Genomic DNA, 19,576 nt, shown 5'->3' on the forward strand with positions numbered 1-19,576 from the left:
CCATTCCGCGTTGTACCAGAAACGCCCCGACGCCTCCGCGCTCCCCGCCCGAGCGCCTCTCCGCCCTTTCCCGCGCGCCGATCATCAACTGGCGCGCTACCCTCACCACGACGCTCACCATCTCGTCCACCTCCGCGCCCTCCACGCGTACCACCGCCCGCCCCACCGCCGCGACGCCCCCCGTCGCCAGCAGTCGGCCCCAGAGCAAGCTCCAACTGCTCGGCCAAAGCGCTCAGGCCGAGTCGTGTGAGGAGCGCGCGAAGCACTTCGAGGGGCCTGGTGAGAAGGTCCGGTCGGCCGAGGACCAGATGTGCGTCACGATGCAGATCTCCGCAGCCGTTATGGTGATGACGTTTAGGCTCGACGGGCGGCCGCCGCGCGACCGGTTCGACACCGTCCCCGCGGTCGAGATCACGGTCCCCTTCCGCGTGTGCTCGATGTAGTGGATCGCCTCCTGGTGATCGTGCCCGCACAGCACGAGGTCGACGCCGATCTGCGCAAAGGCGCCGAGGATCTGCTTCGTGTGCTTGAGGCCGTGCCGCTGGGAAAGCTCCCCCTTTACCGGGTTGTGGTGCATCACGATCACGCGGGCGTCACCGCTGGGTGAGGCGTCGAACTCGCGACGCGCTCTCTCGATCTGCGGCTTGCGCAGGTCGCCGATGATCGAGATGTCGCGCACGTTCCAGGTGAGGGTGCGCGCGTGCACGCCCTGCGAGGTGTTGAGCCCCACCACCGTAGCCCCCGCGACGCGCAGCACGGGCTCCAGGTCGCGGTCGATGTACTGCCGGTAGCGCGTGTACATCCGCTCGGCACCCCGCAGGTGCAACGGCGACTCCCACCAGGCCACGTCGTGGTTGCCGGGAACGCACAGCACCTTGCTCACGCGGCGCGCGTCGCGGATGAAGGCGGCCGCGCGCTGGAACTCGCCCGAGCGCGAGCGCTGCGACACGTCGCCCGAGATCGCCACCACGTCGTAGCGCTCCGCCTGGATCTGCGCCTCGATGGCGTCGATCTGCGCCGGGACGGCGGGGCGCCCGAAGTGCAGGTCGGAGACGTGGAGCAGCCGCACGTTGGACATGGCGCCACGGGATGCCGAGGGGAGCGACACGCGTTAGGCAGTCAACCGGGCGATGACCGCGTCGGCAAACTGCCGCGTCCCCGCACTCCCCCCCAGGTCGCGCGTGACGGTCTTCCCCTCGCGCAGCGTCATCTCCACCGCCTCCTGGATGCGGCGACCCAGCGACGCATGCCCCACGTGCTCCAGCATCAGGCAGGCGGCAAAGGTGAGCGCGCTGGGGTTGGCAATCCCCTGCCCGGCAATGTCGGGCGCCGTCCCGTGCACCGCCTCGAAGATCGCCGCCCCGGCACCGATGTTGGCGCCGGGCGCGAGTCCCAGCCCCCCCACCAAGCCCGACACCAGGTCCGAGAGGATGTCGCCAAACAGGTTCGTCGTCACGATCACGTCGAACTGCTCCGGCCTGATCACCAACTGCATGGCGCAGGCGTCGATGATGCGCTCGTCGTATTGCACGCGCCCCTCGTACTCCTTGGCGATCTGCTGCCCCACCGACCGGAACAGCCCCTGCGAAAACTTGAGGATGTTCGCCTTGTGCACGAGCGTCAGCTTCCGTCGCCCGTGCGCCAGCGCGTACTCGAAGGCATAGCGAATCACCCGCTCCGAGCCCAGGCGCGTGATGAGCGCGATCGACTCGGCGGCCGCCTTCTCGTCCTCGCCGATCTTGATGTAGTGCTCGAGCCCAGCGTACAACCCCTCGGTGTTCTCGCGCACCAGCACGATATCGACCTTGTCGAATCGCCCGCCGCGCAGGATCACGCGCGCCGGCCGCACGTTGGCGTAGAGGTCGAACGTCTTCCGCATCGCGACGTTCACCGACCGATAGCCGTCGCCCACCGGCGTCTCGAGCGGCCCCTTGAGCGCCAGGCGCGTGCGCTTGATCGACTCGAGCGTCGCGTCAGGCATCGGGTTGTTGAGCGCCTGCACGGCCGCCATCCCGGCCAGCTGGCGATCGAACGCGAAGGGCGCCCCCGCGGCCTCGAGGATGCGAACCGTCGCGTCGGTGATGTCGGGTCCGATGCCGTCGCCCGGGATCAGCGTGCAGGGAATCGTCATGGCTGGAGAGAGTGCGTGAGGGAATGCGCGTGCCGACAAAAGCGTGACAGCGGTGTGGCGAACATCGGCGCGGCGCTCAGTCGCCGGTCACGTGCGTGGAACCACGAGATCGGCCACGCGACGCACCAGCGACCCCAGGACACCGGGGGCGTACGACGGTAGCGCTTCACCGGCCACTTCACCGGCCCACACCACGCGCGAGCCGCGTGCATCGACCACGGCAACCTGCAGCACCGCGCGCCCAGTCGTCGCATTCGGCGTCTGCTCGATGCGCAGCTCGAGCGGAATGAAGGCGTAGCGCGCGTCGCTCACGCCGGCCAGCGACCGCAACTGCGAGGCGAACGGCTCGCTCAGCATGTCCTCCGGCTTGCGCAGCACCGCGCGCACCGGGGCAAGCGCCCGAATCGTGGCCGGGTCGGTCACATACGTCGGGTTGCGCCTGGCCGCGCGCTGCATGGCGGGGGGAAAGACCCACTGGTTCGCCAGCCCGCGCTCGCCGAGTGCGGCCTCGAGTCCAGCGTCGAGCGATGCCAGCAGGACCTTCTCCCCGCCAGCGTTCGTCCGCCAGCCGAGCGGGTCGGCAGCCGCGACGCCCTGCGCCGGGAAGACGATGAGCTTCTGCGCCGCGAATCGTGACAGGACGCCGGCCGCTCCTTGCTGTGCGCCGCCCTGTTGCGGAGCACCCTGTTGCGCGCCGCCCTGTTGCGCAGCGCCCTGCGGCGCCGCGTCTGCCGGGCGTGTGGCGGCGGGCGTTGCTGACGGCAGCGCATTGGTCGCGGGTGCGCGATGTCCAGCGCCACACGCGGTGGCGGCGACCAGCGAACCAAGCGAGAGGAGCGTTGACACGGCGACCATGGGTCTGGACAAGCTAATCGCCCCGAGTCCGGGTCGCATCGCGTCGCGGCGGCGCGTCGCGGCGCATGGCGGCGCATGGCAGCGCGTGGCAGCGCGTGGCAGCGCGAGGCAGCGCGTGGCGGCGCGGCGGGGTGAGTCACGACGATGATGCGCCGCGTTGACCCCACCCCGCCCTCACTCCAATTTCGTCGCGCGTTTCCCCCCCCCCGAGCCTCCGTCTCCCGCCCCGTCCCCCTCGTTATGCGCCGACTTTCCACGGTAGTCGCCTGGGTCCTCGTCGCCGCCGGCGGCGCTGGCGCCTTCGCGTTCCTCGCCCTCAACCAGGGCGAGCGCGTGAGTGCCGCGTGGTTGGTGACCGCGGCCGTCTGCTTCTACGTCGTGGCGTACCGCTTCTACTCGCGCATCATCGCCGCCAACATCTTCGCCCTCGACGCCAACCGGCGGACACCGGCGGAGCGACTCAACGACGGGCGCGACTTCGTCCCCACCAATCGCTGGGTCGTCTTCGGGCATCACTTCGCCGCGATCGCCGGCCCTGGCCCGCTTGTGGGCCCGACGCTCGCCGCGCAGTTCGGCTTCCTCCCGGGGGCGCTCTGGATCGTGATCGGGGTGGCGCTGGGTGGCGCGGTGCAGGACTTCGTGATCCTCGCCGCCTCCGTCCGCCGCAACGGGAAGTCGCTGGGGCAGATGGCGAAGGAGGAGATCGGGACGGTGGCCGGGATGACGGCGCTCGTCGCGGTGCTCGGGATCATGATCGTCCTCATCGCGGTCCTCGCCCTCATCGTCGTCAACGCGCTGGGTGAGAGCCCGTGGGGCGTGGTGACGGTGGGGCTGACGATCCCGATCGCGCTCGTCATGGGGGGCTACATGCGCTGGATCCGCCCCCACAAGGTTCTCGAGGCGACGGTGATGGGGCTCGTCCTCCTCGTGGTGGCGCTGTACGTCGGGCGCGGGGTGGCGGAGAACCCGGCGCTGGCGCCGACCTTCACGCTCAGCCGCACGGCGCTGGCCTGGGCGATCATGATCTACGGCTTCTGCGCCTCGGTGCTCCCGGTGTGGTTGCTGCTGGCGCCGCGCGACTACCTCAGCGCCTTCGTGAAGATCGGCGTCGTGGTGGCGCTGGCGTTAGGCGTGCTGTTCGTCCTTCCGCCGCTGGAGATGCCGGCCGTCACGCGATTCATTGACGGGACGGGGCCGGTCTTCGCGGGGAAGGTCTTCCCCTTCTGCTTCATCACGATTGCCTGCGGCGCGATCTCGGGGTTCCACTCGCTCATCGCATCGGGGACGACCCCCAAGCTCCTCGAGCGCGAGCCCGATGCGCGCTTCATTGGCTACGGGGCGATGCTCACGGAGTCGCTGGTCGCCACGCTGGCGCTCATCGCCGCCTGCGTCCTGACCCCGGGGACCTACTTCGCGATCAACGCCCCGCCAGCCGCAATCGGCGTCACCGCCGAGAGCGCCGCCGTGGCCGTGGCCAACTGGGGCTTCACGCTCGACCCGGTCGAGTTCAAGCAGCTGACGGCCAACGTCGGCGAAACCAAGCTCCTGTCGCGCACCGGCGGCGCGCCATCACTCGCCGTCGGCATGGCGCACCTCTTCTCCAACGTCCTCGGCGGGTCGACGGCGATGGCGCTCTGGTACCACTTCGCCATCATGTTCGAGGCGCTCTTCATCCTCACCACGCTCGACGCCGGGACGCGCGTGGGACGGTTCATGCTGCAAGACCTGTTGCGACACGTGTATGAACCCCTCGGGCGCGTCGCGTGGTACCCCGCGGTGGTCTTCTCCAGCGCCCTCTTCGTGGCGGCGTGGGGCTACTTCCTCTACCAGGGGGTCGTCGACCCGTTAGGCGGGATCAACTCGCTCTGGCCGCTGTTCGGGATCGCCAACCAGCTCCTCGCCGTCGTCGCGCTGTGCGTGGGGACAACCGTGATCGTGAAGATGGGGAAGAAGGCCTATGCCTGGATCACCCTCCTCCCCCTCACCTGGCTCTTCGTCGTGACCATGACCGCCGGCTCGCTCAAGATCTTCTCCAGCGATCCCAAGCTCGGCTTCCTCTCGCATGCGCGCATGGTGCAGGACCTCCTCTCGGAGGGAAAGCTCCCCGGAAACGTGAAGTCGGCCGCCGACGCGGCCCGCCTCATCACCAACGACCGCGTCGACGCCTTCGTCGCCGCCTTCTTCATGATGTCGGTCGTGGTGATCATCGGCGCCTCGGCGTGGGAGTGGATCGCCGTCGCCTCGGGCCGCAAGGAAGCGCGCAGCACCGAGATCCCCTTCGAGCCGCGCGCCATCGCGGTGGGAGACTGAGCATGGTCTACTCGTCAGGCGCGTCACTCATCCCGCGCACCGCAGCACGGACGCAAACGCGCCTCATGCGCGTCACGCGCAAAGAGCGCCTAACGCGCGCCGCCGCGCTCGTGGCCGGTGCCGCCGCGTTGCACGGCGCAGCGCCGGCGACAGCGCAGGCACAACGCACCTTCACCGACCTCACGATCCCGTGGATGATGCGCGGCCCCGAGGTGTACGGGCGCGAGCCGCAGCGCGTGCGCTTCACACCGGACGGGGCGTGGATCTACTTCCAGTGGCTCCCCGCCGGAACGGACTGGCGCAAGGCAGCGGAGCCGTATCGCGTGCGCGCCGTTGCGGGAGCGATCCCCGAAGCGGTCTCGCGCACACACATGGACTCGGTCGGCCCGCTCCTCGAACCCGGCTCCCTGTCGCGCGACCGCCTGCGCCGCGTCGTGTCCTACGAAGGCGACCTCTATCTCGTCGACCTCAAGACGTCGCAGGCCCGGCGCCTCACGCAGACGACGATCATCGAGAGCAATCCCACCTTCTCGGCCGATGGGCGCCGCGTCTTCTTCATCCGCGACGGGGCGAACATCATGGCGCTCGACCTCGACTCGCCGCGCATCGAGCAGCTGACGGACATCCGACCAGCCCCTGCCCCGCCGACCCCTCCCAAGGCCGAGGCGCAGCGCGCCCAGCTCGAGGCGCAGCAGAAGGCGCTGTTCGAGGTGATCCGCGACCGCGTGTCGCGCGACTCGATCGACAAGGCGGAGCGCGACGCACAGCTGGCCGAGCGCCCGAAGACCCTCTACCTGCAGGCCAATGAACGCGTGACGCAGCTCTCCGTCTCGCCCAGCGGACGCGCGCTCCTCTTCGCGACTACGGTGGGGACGCAGGCGGCGCGGCAGGCGAATGTTCCCAACTACGTCACGCTGAACGGCTACACCGAGGACCTGGTGGTGCGCACCAAGGTCGGCGACGTCCTTGGCGGCGGGCGACTCGGCGTGATGCAGCTGCCGGCGGGCACGGTGTCGTGGCTGCGCCCCATTCCCGGCGACTCGACGGCGCTTCCGTCGATCCTCGCCCTGCTCGGCTGGAACGACGCCGGGACGCAGGCGCTGGTCTTTGCCGAGCAGCGCGACTTCAAGGCGCGCTACCTCCAGCGCTTCGACGCCGACTCGTCGCGGCTCGCCACGCTCGACGTCCTGCGCGACACGGCGTGGGTCGGCGGGCCGTGCTACCCGTGCGGCGGCTGGCTCCCCGGCGGTGCGCGCGCCTGGTTCGTGAGCGAAGCCGACGGCTACGCACACCTCTACACGATCAATGCCGACGGGAGCGACCGCCGCCAGCTCACCAGGGGATCATTCGAGGTGCTCGACGCGGAGTTGAGCGACGATCGCACCGCCTTCCAGCTGCACACGAGTGAAGTCTCGCCGTTCGAGCGGCACTTCTACCGGCTGCCGATCGCCGGCGGGACAGCGGCGCGCCTGACGAGTGAAACGGGCGGCCACACGGTGACGGTCTCGCCCGATGGCCGGTTGCTGGCCGACGTCTTCTCGACCGCCAACCGCCCGCCGGAGCTGTTCGTGCGCGCCAATCGCCCCGGGGCCACGGCGGCGCGCCTGACGACGTCGCCGACTGCGGAGTGGCTCGCCTTCCCCTGGCTGCAGCCCGAGATCGTGCGGATCCCGGCGTCGGACGGCGTGCAGGTGCCGGCGCGGATCTATCGCCCACAGGATGTGAAGGCCGAGCCTAACGGCGCGGCGGTGATCTTCGTGCACGGTGCAGGCTACATGCACAATGTGCACAACTATTGGTCGAGCTATTCGCGCGAGTACATGTTCAACCACTACCTGGCCAGCAAGGGCTACGTGGTGCTGGACATCGACTACCGTGCCAGCGCCGGATACGGACGCGACTGGCGCACCGCCATCTACCGCTGGATGGGCGGGCGCGACCTGCAGGACCAGGTGGATGGATCGCGCTACCTGCAGAAGACCTTTGGCATCGACCCGGAGCGCATCGGACTGTACGGCGGGAGCTACGGCGGCTTCATGACGCTGATGGCGCTGTTCAACGCGCCCAGGGAGTTCGGCGCCGGCGCCGCATTGCGCTCTGTCACCGACTGGGCGCACTACAACCACGGCTACACCGCGCGCATCCTCAACCAGCCGCAGCAGGACACGCTCGCCTATCGGCGCTCGTCGCCGATCTTCTTTGCGCAGGGATTGGAGGACCCGTTGCTGATGGCGCACGGGATGGTCGACGTGAACGTGCACTTCCAGGACATCGTCCGCCTCACGCAGCGCTTCATCGAGTTGGGGAAGACCGGGTGGGAACTCGCCGTCTACCCGGTGGAGGACCATGGCTTCGTGCGCCCGGATTCGTGGAGCGACGAGTATCGGCGCATCTTCGAGCTGTTCGAGGCAACGCTCCCCGCCAGGCGGGCCGGCAACGGGGGAGGGTCACGATGAAGTGGGCCGCCGACCTCACCGTGCGCTTCGCCGTGCGCCTGTCGCGCGCCACGTCCACGCTCAACCGCATCATCGGCGCGCCGGACTACGACGGCTACCTGCGCCACCACCGCCGCTGCCATCCCGACTGCCGCCCGCTCACCAGGGACGAATTCGTGACGCAGCGGCTGGAGGATCGCTACTCGCGTCCCGGGGCGCGTTGCTGCTGACGGCCACCCTCCTCTTCATCCACCGTCGCCTCCGCTTGGCGCACCACTGACTCCGGGTATCCCTTGAGGCGAAGGAGCGCGACGGCGTTCCGCGTCGAGGAGGGGCCCGGGCGCAGCGTGTAGTCGAAGAGCAGTTCGCCATCCGCCTCCTGCTCGCGGAAGTGCCACGCCTCGTAGCGCGGGGCCAGCCAGCGCAGCAGCTCGATGTCGTGCGTCGCGACCAGCACCACGTGCGGCGCCACGTCCAGCGCCTCGAGCACCGCACGCGCCGCCGCGATCCGCTCGATGGTGTTGGTCCCGCGAAAGAGCTCATCGACGATGAAGAGCGTCGGCGCCCCGCCCTGCGACTCGACGATCAGGTCGCGCACCCCCTCGACCTCCGCCAGGTAGTAGCTCTTCCCCTCGAGGAGCGAGTCGCTGCGCCCGATGCAGCTCCGCACCGCGAAGGCGCTCCCCTCCCAGCGCGTGGCGCGCACCGTGTGGATCGTGCGCGCCAGCACCGCGTTCACACCCACCGTGCGCAGGAACGTCGACTTCCCGGACATATTGGAACCGGTGACGAGCCAGCTCGCCCCGCGCACCTGGAAATCGTTGGCCACCGCGTTGGGGAGCAACGGGTGCCGCAGCGACTTCGCGTGCAGCTGACGGGTGTCGCCCGTCGCCTGCGGCCGGCACCACGCACTCCCCCACTCGCGTCGCACGGACGCGACGGCGATCGCCGCATCGATCGTCCCCACTGCCTCGTACACGGCGCGCAATTCACTCTGCCGCGAGCGAATGCGCTCGATCGCGAAGTTGAAGGCGTTGAGGTCGAGAAGGAATGCGATGTTGAGGTACTCCTGGAACGATCGCGCAAGCTCCGCCATTGCCCCCACCGCCGGGTTGTCGCTCCCCGTCTCGAAGGCGACCCAGCGCGAGGCACGCCTGAGCAGGCGCAACGATCCCGCATGCCGCCGCAGCACCTCGAGGTACGGCGCCAGCGCGGGATCGTCCACGTGCCGCAGTCGCTCCGCCACCACCGCCAGGATCGGCAACGCCCGCAGTGACGGGACGAACGGATCGATGCGCGGACGCATCGCGAGCTTCACCAGGTAGTTGGCCACAAAGAGCGCGATGAGCACCAGGAGCGCCCTCGGCCACACCGGGATCGCGAGGAGCAACACCACACTCGCGATCGAGTCGACAACGAAGAGCGCACGCATCGGCGAGGGTGACGGCAACGCTCCCCACAACAGGTCGGGGAGGAAGCTCACGTGCCAGTCCTTGAGCCGCAGCAGGTCGCGCGTCAGGCGCGTGCGAAGCGCCGCGTTCTCGCCGACCCGTTCCACCGCCGCCTCGAAGCGCGCTGGCTCCTCGACCATCGCAGTCGGGCGGCGCAACCGGTCGTAGAGAAGCTGCCCCCCCACCTGGCTCGCGGTGCGATCGAGCGTTGCCCAGACGGCATCCATGTCCAGGTCGCGCCAGGTGCGATCGTCGAGGGTGCCGTGTGCCTCATTCGCCCCCTCGCGCCCCCGGAACCAGGCGGCGGCGCGCTCCACGTCGCGCTCGCGCGCGATCGGGGCACCGAATCCATCGAGATAGCGCTCCGTCCACCGACGCTCGTCGCCGACTCGCTGCCACGTCAGCAGCGCCGCGATGGCGATCACGCCGAGGATGAAGGCCAGCGCCAGGGGCGACATGGCGGCCAATCTAGCGCCGCACCCCATGACGTATGAACGGTGTTCGCCGCAGATTTCCGTAGACCAAACCCCGCACCCTTACCATCCCGTGAAACGCCTCGCCAAGCTCTTACTCGTCACCGTGGTGATCGCCTACGGCGGCATCGTCGTGGCGCTCAGGCTCGGCGAGAAGGGGATGGTCTACCAGCCAGCGGAACGCGCCGTGCACGCGCCGGCGCCGGCCTTCAAGCTGCAACAGCGTGAGGTGCGCTTCGCCAGCGGCGACGGCACCGAGCTGTCGGCGTGGATCGTCCCGGCCGCGGCACGCGACTCGAGCGGAATGTGGCTCCTCATCTGCCACGGGAACTACGGCAACATCGGCTACGGCGAGCGCCCCGAGTTCTACGCCTTCGCCCGCGACATCGGACTCAACCTGCTGGCCTTCGACTATCGCGGCTTTGGTGACAGCGGCGGCGCCCCGGACGAGGCGGGGTTCTACCGGGATGCGATGGCGTCGTGGCGCTACCTCACCGACTCGCTGCATGTCCCCCCGTCGCGCATCATCGTCTTCGGCCACTCGTTAGGGAGCGGCGTGGCAACGGAGTTGGCCACACGGGTCGATGCCGCCGCGCTGGTGCTGGAAGGCGCTTTCACCTCGGTGACCGATGTCGGCGCGGAGATCTACCCGCTCCTCCCGGTGCGTCTCCTGTCCACGCAGCGTTTTCCGTCGCTCGCGCGCATCGCCGACGTGCGGGAGCCCAAGCTCTTCCTGCACTCCCCGGAAGACGACGTGATCCCATATGCGCACTCCCAGCGCCTGTTCGCCGCCGCCGGGGCACCCAAGTCGTTGGTCGCCGTGCGCGGCGGGCACATGGAAGCGTTCAGCAAGGACAAAGTGGTGTACTTCGGTGCGCTGGCAGGTTTGGTGAGCACCGTCACACCGTCGTCGCCTGTCGCGGCGGTGCCTGTCTCGACCGTTCGCCGCACACGGAACCACGGACGCGCCGGCCAGTAGAACAAGGCGGGCGACGCCGCACCTGACGAGGCCCGGCGCGAGATCCGGACATGGATTCCCGCTCGCCTGTTCACTATAGTTAGAGACGGCGAACGGCTCGTGCCGAAGCGGCGCACGACCGCCCGTCACCTTCCCGTGGTACGTCCTCCCCGCAGCACTTCGCGTCCACCGACGCACCTCCTCTCACGCTCTCGCCGGCGTTCCAGCCCGTGACGCGAGCGCCTCCAGACCACATGACTCGCACTCATCGATTCGCGCGACACACCCTCCTGCTGGGCACAGCGTTGCTCTCCGCATCGTGCCAGCGCGAGGTGGCCCGCACCGCCGGCGCCGACACCGGGCTCGCGCTCGCCACGTCGGCGCGACAAAAGGACTCGCTCATCGTCCTCAAGGACTCGCTCCTTGCCGATCGCCAGCGCCAGCTCTCCGAGCAGAGCGCGCTCATCGGTGATGCCGCAACGTCGGCGCGCCTCATCACCGAGATCAACGCCTCGCTCGCCAAGGTGCGCGACCTCAAGGTCAAGGGCGACACCACGCGCCCTGAGTCGGGGGTCGCCAGCGCCTCGACCGAGCTCGCCGGCATGCAGGACAAGGTCGCCGCGGTCATGGCACGCCTCGATGCCGCCGAGGCGCGCGTGCGCTCGCTGCGCCGCGAGCGGAGCGCGCACGCCGACTGGGACAGCACGCAGGTGACGCAACTGCGCACCTATGAGCGCTCGATAGCCGACCTGCGCGCGAGCGTTGAGGCACAGCAGTCGCAGATCACCGCGCTCACCGGTCGCGTCGACTCGCTCTCGCAGGCCAACGTGGCGCTCTCGTCGCGCAACGATTCGGTCGTTGCGCTCAACCGGGCCATGGCCGCGCACGAGGACTCGGTCTTCGTGGCCGTTGGCACCGAGGAGCAACTCAAGCGCGACGGGATCGTGCGCCGCGAGGGCGGAACCTGGATTCTCCTCGGACGCGGGAAGACGCTCGTCCCGGGACGCGACCTGGATCGTGGCGCCTTCCGCGTGCTCTCGAAGGAGAAGGACCGCACCATCACGCTCCCGGTGGCCGACAAGGACTACCTCGTGGTGTCGCGCCACAACCTCGCCTTCACCGACGCACCGGCCGCCGCGAAGATGCGCGTGCGTGGCGCGGTGCACATCACCGATCCCGAGCGCTTCTGGGGCGCCTCGCGCTTCCTGATCCTCGTGCAGCGTTAGGCGGCGCGTTCGCGGCACCAACGGCGCGAACGGCGCGAGCCGCGGGGATCTCCCGCGGCTCGCGTCACGTCAGGCACCCGGGCCCGATCAGGATTCGTCGGCCGTCGGGCCGTAGATGGACGGAACGGGGACGTTGTGCAGGCGCAGATACACCGAGAACTGCCCCCGGTGGTGGATCTCGTGGTTGATCACGAAGGTGCGCAGCACGGCAATGCGCGGCATCGTGAAGATCGTGTGCCCGGCATTCTTCAGCGACCACGCCACCATGAAGTCGGCGTCGCCGGACGACGCGATCGCCGCGCGTGCCTTGCCCACGTTGTCGTCGAACGCGGCAAGGATCTCCGCCACCGTCGCCAGCCTGGGCGTCTTGTATCCTTCGCCCCCCGGCGGATTCATGTCCAGCTCCACTTCCTTCATCGTCACCACGCCCCAGAAGGGGAGCGCGGCGAGGTGGTTGGCCAGCTGGCCTAACGACATCGACTTCTCATGCGGCTTCCAGCCGAACTGCGCCTCGGGCGCACGCTCGAGGAGCTTGCGCGTGGTGGCCATTTCATGATCGAACTCGGGGAGGATCGACTGCGCGATCGACATCGGGCGTACTCCGGATGATGGTAACGGGGGTGGCGCGGGAATATCGGGTGGCGACGCACCCCCCGCCAGCCGCGCCGCCGCGCCACCCTGGGGGCGCATCGCCGAACGAGGTGCAATGCCGCAACGGCCACGCGGCGTTCGTTAGGCGCGCACCGGCAGGGCGCGGGGAATCACCAGCGGGAGCAACACCGCGGCGACCGCCGCCAGCGTCGCCCCCAGCAGGAACGCCGTCGGCGCCCCCCGCGCATCCCAGACCGCGCCGAACAGGAGCGAGGCGGGGAGCGCCCCCACCCCGATGGCCAGGTTGTACAACCCGAAGGCACGCCCACGCGCCGCCGCGGGGACCAGGTCGGCCACCAGCGCCTTCTCCACCCCCTCCGTGAGGCCGAAGTAGATGCCATAGGCGAGGAAAAGAAGCCACGCCGACCACGCCCCCTCCGCCACTGCAAAGCCGACGTAGGTCGCGGCATACACGAGCCATCCCGCGACAATCAACCCTCGGCGCCCCACCCGATCCGACAACGCACCCGCCGGCGTCGAGGACAGCGCCTTGACCACATGCAGCGCGGACCACAGCACCGGGAGCATCGCCGTCGCCACGCCGAGCGACCGCGCGCGGAGAAGGAGAAAGGCATCGGTCGAGTTCCCCAGCGTGAAGAGGAGGAGGACGGCGAGATACGCCGTGAACCGCCCTCCCAGTCGCGCCTCGCCGCCAGCCGCAACTCCGGCCGCACCATCAAACGTACCGCCGGCCGATCCGGCTACCGATCCGCCAGCTGCACCACCATCATCGCCCGGCGGCGCGCCCGCCGCTGGTACGGCGCGATCGTCCTCGCGCACCATGCCGATGAGCACCACCATCGCCAGCGCCGCCGGAATCGCCGCCAGCAGGAAGACGACGCGGAGCGACACCCCGCCCCAGGCCATCAGCGCGAAGGCCAGCAGCGGCCCCGTCACCGCCCCCAGGTGGTCGGCGGCACGATGAAAGCCGAATGCCGCGCCGCGCCGGGCGGGCTCCACAGCGTCGGCGAGCAAGGCGTCGCGCGGCGCCGTGCGAATCCCTTTCCCGATCCGGTCGATGATGCGAATGGCAAAGACGTGACCCGCCACCTGCGCGACTCCAATCAGCGGGCGCACGACCGACGCCAGCAGGTACCCCACAACCACCAGCGGCTTGCGACGCCGCAATCGATCGCTCCACCACCCGCTGCCAAACTTGAGCAGCGACGCCACCGACTCCGCCGTCCCCTCGATCGCGCCCACACCCAGCGCGCTCGCACCGAGCGTGGTGGCCAGGAACGTCGGGATGAGTGGATAGATCATCTCGCTCGACACATCGGTGAGGAGCGAGACCAGCGAGAGCGCGATCACCGTGCGCGGCAACCGTCCGGAAGCGGTCGACATGCGCTCAATGTACAGGCTGCAGCGCCGGCGGTGCCGGCGTGCGCCGCTCTTGCGTCAGGTCGCGACGTGGCCGCATTTAGAGCCTATGCTCCCCACCTCCGGCGCCGTCCGCCGCGCCTTCGACGCCCTCCTCCCGGCGCGTCGGCACCTCCTCGCCACCGACTCGGCGACGATCGAGCGCCAGGTCGCGCTCGCCGAGGTGGCAGCGCCAAGCGGGGGCGAGTCGCAGCGCGCGCGCGAGGTGTGCCGCCACTGGCGCGCGATCGGCCTCGCGCCCTCGATCGACGCGGCGGGGAACGTCATCGCCAGGCGACAGGGCATAACGGACGACTCTCCGGTGGTGGTCTGCGCGCACCTGGACACCGTTTTCGGCGCCGACGTCCCGCATCACATGCGGCGCGACCGCGAACGCATCACGGGGCCGGGCATTGGCGACAATGCACGTGGCATTGCCGGGATGCTGGCCATCGCCCACGCGATGCAGGCGACCGGGACGGCGACGCGCCGCCCGATCCTCTTCGTCGCCACCACAGGGGAGGAAGGGGGCGGCAACCTGCGTGGGGCGCGCCACCTCTTCGCGACGGCCGGCGCCGGCGCGCACGCCGCCATCGCGCTGGACGGCGCCGGCGACGAGCGCGTGGTGACGCACGCGTTAGGCACGCGCCGCTATCGCATCGCCTTCGCCGGCCCCGGCGGGCACTCGTGGGCCTCATACGGCGTCGTCAATGCGATCCACGCCGCCGCCACCCTCGCCGCCACGCTCGCCGCCTGGCCGCTCCCATCGTCACCGCGGACGGCGCTCACCGTCTCACGCATTCACGGCGGTACGGCGGTAAACGCCATCCCCGCCGTGTCGGCCATCGAGATCGACGTGCGCTCCACCGCGGCGGGCGAACTCGAGCGACTGAACCGGGAGATCCACGCCGCCGCGGTCCGCGTCCTCGAGGCGCAGAATCGCCAGCGGCGCCCGGGAACGCCCCCGCTCTCGATGTCGCTGGAGATCACCGGCGACCGCCCCGGCGGTGCACTGGCCGGCGACGCCTTCATTGGCGAGGCCGCCTTCGCTGCCACGCGCCTTATCGGGCGCACACCCGACAGCGCCATCGCCTCCACCGACGCCAACATCCCGTTGCACCTGGGGCTTCCGGCCATTGCCCTCGGCGCCGGCGGACGCGGCGGCGACGTCCACACCCCGCACGAGTGGTTCGAGAACCGCGAGGGAGCACTCGGCCTCGTGCGTGCCCTCACCATCCTCGCCGCCGTCGCCGAGCTGGCGTGAGCGGGGAGGCGCCGCGTTGCGCCTGGCGATGTCGCCCGCGGCTCGCCCGGGTGCCGCGCCACCTGAGGAACGCTACGTGGCGGGGCGCGGTGGTTCGTGCGCGGCCGGCACGTCACGTCGCGCCGCCGGGTGCCCGCCCTGCGCCGCTTCGTCATGCACGTGCGCGTTAGCCAGCAGCGACGCCCGGGCGCGGTCACGCTCGCGCGCCATGCGGCAGGCAATGGAGCGGCACCCGGCAATGTGCGCGGCCACCAGCGGCGCGTCGCGGCGGATGTTCGTGATCCCGCCGCTCGCGTCGTAGTTGTGTCCCACGAAGTAGAGCCCGGGCTGGTCGGCGCTCGTGACGCGGTCGCGCCGCCGCGCGAAGCCGCGGTCGTCGCAGTGCACGAGGTCGCGCAGGAGGCCTAACGCCGGCGCGAAACCGGTGGCCAGGATGATCGCGTCGAAGGGGGCCGAGCGACCGTCGGAGAAGACCGCGCCGTCCTCGGTGAGGTGGTCGATGGTCCCCAGTTGCAGCTGCGCCTGCCCGGCCTTGATTGCATCCACCAGTTGAAAGCCCACGATGGGGATGGCGTCGAGCGCGGAGTACGGCGGACGCGGGATCACCGGCGCGCCGCGGCGCGCCTCCGTGATGCCTTGCACCCGGCGCACCACCCACTCCTGCACGGGACGCGGAAAGCGGCGCACCACCGAGGAGAGGTACTGGATGGGAACCCCGGCAATTGCCAGCGGGACCACGTGCGCCCCGGAGCGGACGAGCATCGTCACCCGCGCGCCGGCGCGCGCCAGCTCGCTCCCGATCTCGCCCCCCGAGTTGCCGACGCCGACCACCAACACTCGCTCCCCCACGAATGGCTGTGGCCGGCGATACTCGACCGAGTGCATCACCGTCCCGCGAAATCGCTCACGCCCGGCCAGCGCCGGCATTCGCGGGTTGGACATGATCCCGGTGCAGATCACCGCCGAGCTGCCGTCGATACGCGCGCCATCACGCGTCGTCGCCGCCCACCCGTGCGCCGAGCGGCGCAGCTCCACCACGTCCACGCCCGTCTCGACCGACAGGGCGTTGTCGCGCGCGTAGCCTTCGAGGTAGGCCACGAACTGGTCGCGCGTGGGAAAGAGCGGCGTCCCCTTCGGATAGTCGCCCCCCGGGAGCGTCGACATGTGCCGCCCCGTGTGCAGCACCAGCGAGTCGTAGGTCGCCCGCCACGCGGCGCCTAACGATTGGCCGCGCTCCAGCACCCGGTGGTCGATCCGCCGGCGCGCGAGGCACGCCGCCGTCGCCAGCCCGGCGGGGCCCGCGCCAATCACCAGTACCGGGTGGTCGAGGGTCGGCCTGTTCATTGGCAGCGCACAGGGAGGGAACGAACGAGGGGGACCCATTCAGGGCCCCCCAATGTACCCCCGCCAGCGCCGCGCGGAACCACCGAGGCGCCTGCAAGCCGCAACGGCTACCGCTCGACCCTCACCTCGGAGTGGTCGCCGATCGTCACCTCGCCCGTGACGCCGGCCAGCACCACCTCGCTCCCGATGAGCGAGTTGCTGATGGTGCTGCGCGCAATGCGCGTCTTGTCCCCGATCACCGTGTCGCGCAGGTGCGACCCCTCGATCACGCTCCCCTTCCCGATCGAGACGTTGGGCCCGACAACCGATCCCGAGATGGTGACGCCGTCCTCGATGTACACCGGGTGCACGAGCTGCGACGCGTCGATCCCCGCCGGCACGCGCGCACGCCCCTTCTCCAGCATCGCGCGGTTGGTGTCCAGCAGCGTGTCGATCTTCCCCGCGTCGTACCACCCCTCGACGTCGATCACCTTGATCTTCGCCCCATGCTCGATCATGTACTGGAAGGCGTCGGTGAGGTAGAACTCCCCCTGGTTGGCCGGCTGCGCCAGCACGTGCGCGACCCCCTCGTACAGCAGCTTCCAGTTGCGGATGTAGTAGAGCCCGATGTTCGCGCGCTTCGAGACCGGCGTCCTGGGCTTCTCCACGATCTTCGTCATGTAGCCGTCGGCATCGGTCACCACCACGCCGAAGCGCTGGTAGTCCTCGACCTCCTTGGTCCAGATGATCCCGTCGGCATCGGTCGAGTTGATCACCGAGAGATCGGCGTCGAAGATCGTGTCCACGAAGATGATGAGGACCGGCGCATCGACGTGCGCTCGGGCCAGCGCCACCGCCCCGGCCGTCCCGTCTTGCACCTGCTGCTCGATGAACACCCCGGGAATGCCGTACGCCGTGCGCGCGTGCGCCTCGACCTTCTCCTTGAGGTGACCGGTGATGTAGATGACCTGGTCCACGTTCCCCAGCCTGGCCACGTCATCCATGACGTAGTCCATCACCGGCTTCCCCGCGACCTTCAACATCGGCTTCGGGGTCAGGTGCGTGTGGGGGCGCAGGCGTGTTCCCTTCCCCGCCAACGGGATGATGACCTTCATGCGTGCCTCGGGCAGTGCAAGGTGTACGGAATGATGGCTCGGACGTGAGAGGCGCCGCATGCCGCCGCGCTCTGCCACGCGAAAGGTAGTGACTGGTTAGGCATCGCCACGTCGATTTGCCGCCTCGCCGTCACGGCGCGTTGGTCCCCTCGCGCCCGTAGCGATCCTTGATGCGCACCACATCGTCGAGCTCGGGGGTCGATGCCTCGAGCACGTCGCAGTCGGTCACCGCCTCCATGTAGTGCACCGTCCCCGGCGTGATGCGAAACGCATCGCCCGGCTTGAGCGCCTGGTCGCGCAGCTCCGACTCGCCAGGGAGCTTGACCCAATACTTCATCTCGCCGGTGAGGAGGTACACGGTCTCGTCCTTCACCTCGTGATACTGGACCGAGAGCGCCTGCCCCGCCGTGATGTGGAGGATCTTCCCCACGTACCGGTCGGTGTGCGCCCAGATGATCTCGTGCCCCCACGGCTTCGGCACTCGGCGCACCTCCGCGCGCCCGCTCATCGCTCACTCCCCAGCGACACCCGCATCGCGCGGGACCACGGCGCACCGCATCGCGCTGCGGCGACGCCACGAGATAGACCGGAACGGAGGACGAGTAGGACCATGACGAACGTATCGGAGAGAGCGGGAGGATGCGGCGCGCGCCCCCGGGGACAGCTCCCAAGGTCACGCCCGGCGGCAATATCGGCCGCGCCCAAGTGCCGGTGCAACCGGCGTGCCTTGCGATCGGGAGGCGAACTCGCGCGGGGCGGGCGCCATACCGATGAAAGGGGCCCCGATCATCGCTGACCGAGGCCCCGACCATTTCCATCGACACTCGTCGCCAACCCCGCGGAATGGGCGCGACGCCGAAGGTCAGCGCACGCCCGTCGCCAGGCGCGAGCGAAGCATCCCGAGGCGCTTCCTCACCGAGCCGTCCATGACGGTGTCGCCCACCTTGACGATCACGCCGCCGAGGATGGCCGGGTTCACGTGCACGTGCGGGACGACCGTCTTGCCCAGGCGCACCGTGAGCTGCTTGGCGATCGCCTCGCGATCGGCGGCGGTGGCCTCGCGCGCCAGCGTCACCTGCGCGTGTACACGTCCCTCGGCCTCGTCGACCAGGTTCGCGTACTCGACAGCGATTTCGGGGATGAGCATCTGCCGGCGGTTCTGCACCAGCTTCTGCAGGAAGCGGACGAGCGGTCGCGGGAGCGACGGCGCGAACGCCTTCTCGATCACCGCGTTCTTGGCGTCGGCCGCGACCTGCGGCGCCGCGAGGAAATTGGCCAGGCGCGCATCCGATGTCACCGCGTCGGAGACGGCGGACATCATCGTCCCCCAACTCTCGAGTGCATTCGCCTTGCGGGCGAGTGCGAGGAGCGCCTCGGCGTAGTTGCGCGCGATGGTGGTATCGCGCATTTAGCGGCTCCCGGCAGGCGGGATGCTGGCGAGGAAGTCCTCGACGAGCTTGCGGTTCCCCGCGTCGTCGAGGTTCCGGGCAATCAGCTTGCTGGCGCCGGCCAGCGCCAGGTCGACTGCCTCGCGGCGCAGGTCGCCGATGGCGCGCACCTTCTCGTTCTCGATGTCGCGCTTGGCGCGCTCCAGCAACTCCTGCTGCTGCGCACGCGTCTCCTCGAGCATCGAGACCTTGAGCTTCTCCGCGGTGGCGCGGCCGTCGGCAATGAGCTTCTGCGCGTCGGCGCGCGCCGCGTCGAGTTGCGCCTGCTGCTCGCCCAGGAGCTTGGCCGCCGCGTCGCGATCCTGCTGCGCCTTGGCAATGGCGGCTTCCAGCGACGCCTCGCGCGCCTCGACCGCCGCGATCAGCGGCTTGAAGGCAAACCTGGAAAGGACGACGAGGAGGACGATGAAGATGAGCAGGGTCCAGAACATCAACCCGCCGTTGGGCGAGAGGAGGTCAACCTTGCCGCCTTCTTCAGCGGCGAACGCCGTGGCCGGCGTGGTCAGGACGATGAGGGCGGAGAGGAGCGAAGGGCGCATGACGACGTATCGAGGAACGGTGCCGTGGCACCGGGAGA

17 protein-coding genes are annotated in these 19,576 nt (G+C 69.6%); 6 read left to right on the forward strand and 11 right to left on the reverse strand.

What is annotated here, in order from left to right; genetic code table 11:
• Positions 1-232: 232 nt before the first annotated feature.
• The 3 genes from IT359_20810 to IT359_20820 all read right to left on the reverse strand — a co-directional run bounded on the left by IT359_20810 (position 233) and on the right by IT359_20820 (position 2,977).
• On the reverse strand, positions 233-1,078 hold the full coding sequence (locus IT359_20810; protein ID MCC6931442.1) for a metallophosphoesterase: 846 nt from the start codon (positions 1,076-1,078) through the stop codon (positions 233-235).
• Between the two features lie 33 nt (positions 1,079-1,111).
• Positions 1,112-2,131, reverse strand: a complete 1,020-nt coding sequence (locus IT359_20815; protein ID MCC6931443.1) for an isocitrate/isopropylmalate dehydrogenase family protein — start codon at positions 2,129-2,131, stop codon at positions 1,112-1,114.
• A gap of 87 nt (positions 2,132-2,218) precedes the next feature.
• A complete protein-coding gene (locus tag IT359_20820) occupies positions 2,219-2,977 on the reverse strand; it encodes a hypothetical protein (GenBank protein MCC6931444.1) in 759 nt (252 codons plus the stop codon).
• A 249-nt stretch (positions 2,978-3,226) separates the two neighbouring features.
• Here IT359_20820 and IT359_20825 point away from each other — a divergent pair, with 249 nt between their 5' ends.
• The 3 genes from IT359_20825 to IT359_20835 are packed head-to-tail and all read left to right on the forward strand — an operon-like array spanning position 3,227 to position 7,961.
• Complete coding sequence (locus tag IT359_20825) at positions 3,227-5,296, forward strand: carbon starvation protein A (protein ID MCC6931445.1); 2,070 nt, start codon at positions 3,227-3,229, stop codon at positions 5,294-5,296.
• A 2-nt stretch (positions 5,297-5,298) separates the two neighbouring features.
• A complete protein-coding gene (locus IT359_20830; protein ID MCC6931446.1) occupies positions 5,299-7,752 on the forward strand; it encodes a prolyl oligopeptidase family serine peptidase in 2,454 nt (817 codons plus the stop codon).
• Positions 7,749-7,961 (forward strand): YbdD/YjiX family protein, encoded by a 213-nt coding sequence (locus IT359_20835; GenBank protein MCC6931447.1) that lies wholly within the window; start codon positions 7,749-7,751, stop codon positions 7,959-7,961. The genes IT359_20830 and IT359_20835 overlap by 4 nt, the downstream gene beginning before the upstream one ends.
• On the opposite strand, the gene IT359_20840 is transcribed toward IT359_20835, so the two are convergent.
• Positions 7,931-9,640 (reverse strand): hypothetical protein, encoded by a 1,710-nt coding sequence (locus tag IT359_20840; protein MCC6931448.1) that lies wholly within the window; start codon positions 9,638-9,640, stop codon positions 7,931-7,933. The genes IT359_20835 and IT359_20840 overlap by 31 nt on opposite strands.
• 88 nt (positions 9,641-9,728) lie before the next feature.
• Between IT359_20840 and IT359_20845 the strand changes: the two genes are divergently transcribed.
• Positions 9,729-10,634 carry an alpha/beta hydrolase gene (locus IT359_20845; GenBank protein MCC6931449.1) on the forward strand — a complete coding sequence of 302 codons (906 nt, stop codon included), beginning with the start codon at positions 9,729-9,731 and terminating at the stop codon, positions 10,632-10,634.
• A 233-nt stretch (positions 10,635-10,867) separates the two neighbouring features.
• Entirely contained in the window at positions 10,868-11,839 is a 972-nt protein-coding gene (locus tag IT359_20850) for a hypothetical protein (protein ID MCC6931450.1), read from the forward strand.
• 87 nt (positions 11,840-11,926) lie between these two features.
• On the opposite strand, the gene IT359_20855 is transcribed toward IT359_20850, so the two are convergent.
• Together IT359_20855 and IT359_20860 are read right to left on the reverse strand one after the other, a co-directional pair.
• Positions 11,927-12,430: a DinB family protein gene (locus IT359_20855; GenBank protein ID MCC6931451.1), complete on the reverse strand. Its 504-nt coding sequence runs from the start codon at positions 12,428-12,430 to the stop codon at positions 11,927-11,929.
• A gap of 141 nt (positions 12,431-12,571) precedes the next feature.
• On the reverse strand, positions 12,572-13,834 hold the full coding sequence (locus IT359_20860; protein MCC6931452.1) for an MFS transporter: 1,263 nt from the start codon (positions 13,832-13,834) through the stop codon (positions 12,572-12,574).
• An 85-nt stretch (positions 13,835-13,919) separates the two neighbouring features.
• Here IT359_20860 and IT359_20865 point away from each other — a divergent pair, with 85 nt between their 5' ends.
• Entirely contained in the window at positions 13,920-15,113 is a 1,194-nt protein-coding gene (locus tag IT359_20865) for a M20/M25/M40 family metallo-hydrolase (GenBank protein MCC6931453.1), read from the forward strand.
• Positions 15,114-15,185: 72 nt separating this feature from the next.
• Here the strand turns inward: IT359_20865 and IT359_20870 are convergent, their stop codons facing one another.
• The 5 genes from IT359_20870 to atpF all read right to left on the reverse strand — a co-directional run bounded on the left by IT359_20870 (position 15,186) and on the right by atpF (position 19,538).
• Entirely contained in the window at positions 15,186-16,457 is a 1,272-nt protein-coding gene (locus IT359_20870; GenBank protein MCC6931454.1) for an NAD(P)/FAD-dependent oxidoreductase, read from the reverse strand.
• A 107-nt stretch (positions 16,458-16,564) separates the two neighbouring features.
• Positions 16,565-17,551: an NTP transferase domain-containing protein gene (locus tag IT359_20875; protein MCC6931455.1), complete on the reverse strand. Its 987-nt coding sequence runs from the start codon at positions 17,549-17,551 to the stop codon at positions 16,565-16,567.
• A 130-nt stretch (positions 17,552-17,681) separates the two neighbouring features.
• On the reverse strand, positions 17,682-18,059 hold the full coding sequence (locus IT359_20880) for a cupin domain-containing protein (protein ID MCC6931456.1): 378 nt from the start codon (positions 18,057-18,059) through the stop codon (positions 17,682-17,684).
• Between the two features lie 354 nt (positions 18,060-18,413).
• Positions 18,414-18,959, reverse strand: a complete 546-nt coding sequence (locus IT359_20885) for a F0F1 ATP synthase subunit delta (GenBank protein MCC6931457.1) — start codon at positions 18,957-18,959, stop codon at positions 18,414-18,416.
• Entirely contained in the window at positions 18,960-19,538 is a 579-nt protein-coding gene (atpF, locus tag IT359_20890; protein ID MCC6931458.1) for a F0F1 ATP synthase subunit B, read from the reverse strand.
• Between the last annotated feature and the right edge of the window lie 38 nt (positions 19,539-19,576).

Source organism: Gemmatimonadaceae bacterium (assembly GCA_020852815.1).
In the GTDB taxonomy this organism is placed as follows: domain Bacteria; phylum Gemmatimonadota; class Gemmatimonadetes; order Gemmatimonadales; family Gemmatimonadaceae; genus SCN-70-22.

What these genes read in the sequence shown, in the direction of transcription:
- IT359_20810 (MCC6931442.1), bottom strand. Translation starts at nt 1,078, where the DNA reads ATGTCCAACGTGCGGCTGCTCCACGTCTCCGACCTGCACTTCGGGCGC.
- IT359_20815 (MCC6931443.1), bottom strand. Translation starts at nt 2,131, where the DNA reads ATGACGATTCCCTGCACGCTGATCCCGGGCGACGGCATCGGACCCGAC.
- IT359_20825 (MCC6931445.1), top strand. Translation starts at nt 3,227, where the DNA reads ATGCGCCGACTTTCCACGGTAGTCGCCTGGGTCCTCGTCGCCGCCGGC.
- IT359_20830 (MCC6931446.1), top strand. Translation starts at nt 5,299, where the DNA reads ATGGTCTACTCGTCAGGCGCGTCACTCATCCCGCGCACCGCAGCACGG.
- IT359_20835 (MCC6931447.1), top strand. Translation starts at nt 7,749, where the DNA reads ATGAAGTGGGCCGCCGACCTCACCGTGCGCTTCGCCGTGCGCCTGTCG.
- IT359_20840 (MCC6931448.1), bottom strand. Translation starts at nt 9,640, where the DNA reads ATGTCGCCCCTGGCGCTGGCCTTCATCCTCGGCGTGATCGCCATCGCG.
- IT359_20850 (MCC6931450.1), top strand. Translation starts at nt 10,868, where the DNA reads ATGACTCGCACTCATCGATTCGCGCGACACACCCTCCTGCTGGGCACA.
- IT359_20855 (MCC6931451.1), bottom strand. Translation starts at nt 12,430, where the DNA reads ATGTCGATCGCGCAGTCGATCCTCCCCGAGTTCGATCATGAAATGGCC.
- IT359_20860 (MCC6931452.1), bottom strand. Translation starts at nt 13,834, where the DNA reads ATGTCGACCGCTTCCGGACGGTTGCCGCGCACGGTGATCGCGCTCTCG.
- IT359_20865 (MCC6931453.1), top strand. Translation starts at nt 13,920, where the DNA reads ATGCTCCCCACCTCCGGCGCCGTCCGCCGCGCCTTCGACGCCCTCCTC.
- IT359_20870 (MCC6931454.1), bottom strand. Translation starts at nt 16,457, where the DNA reads ATGAACAGGCCGACCCTCGACCACCCGGTACTGGTGATTGGCGCGGGC.
- IT359_20875 (MCC6931455.1), bottom strand. Translation starts at nt 17,551, where the DNA reads ATGAAGGTCATCATCCCGTTGGCGGGGAAGGGAACACGCCTGCGCCCC.
- IT359_20880 (MCC6931456.1), bottom strand. Translation starts at nt 18,059, where the DNA reads ATGAGCGGGCGCGCGGAGGTGCGCCGAGTGCCGAAGCCGTGGGGGCAC.
- IT359_20885 (MCC6931457.1), bottom strand. Translation starts at nt 18,959, where the DNA reads ATGCGCGATACCACCATCGCGCGCAACTACGCCGAGGCGCTCCTCGCA.
- atpF (MCC6931458.1), bottom strand. Translation starts at nt 19,538, where the DNA reads ATGCGCCCTTCGCTCCTCTCCGCCCTCATCGTCCTGACCACGCCGGCC.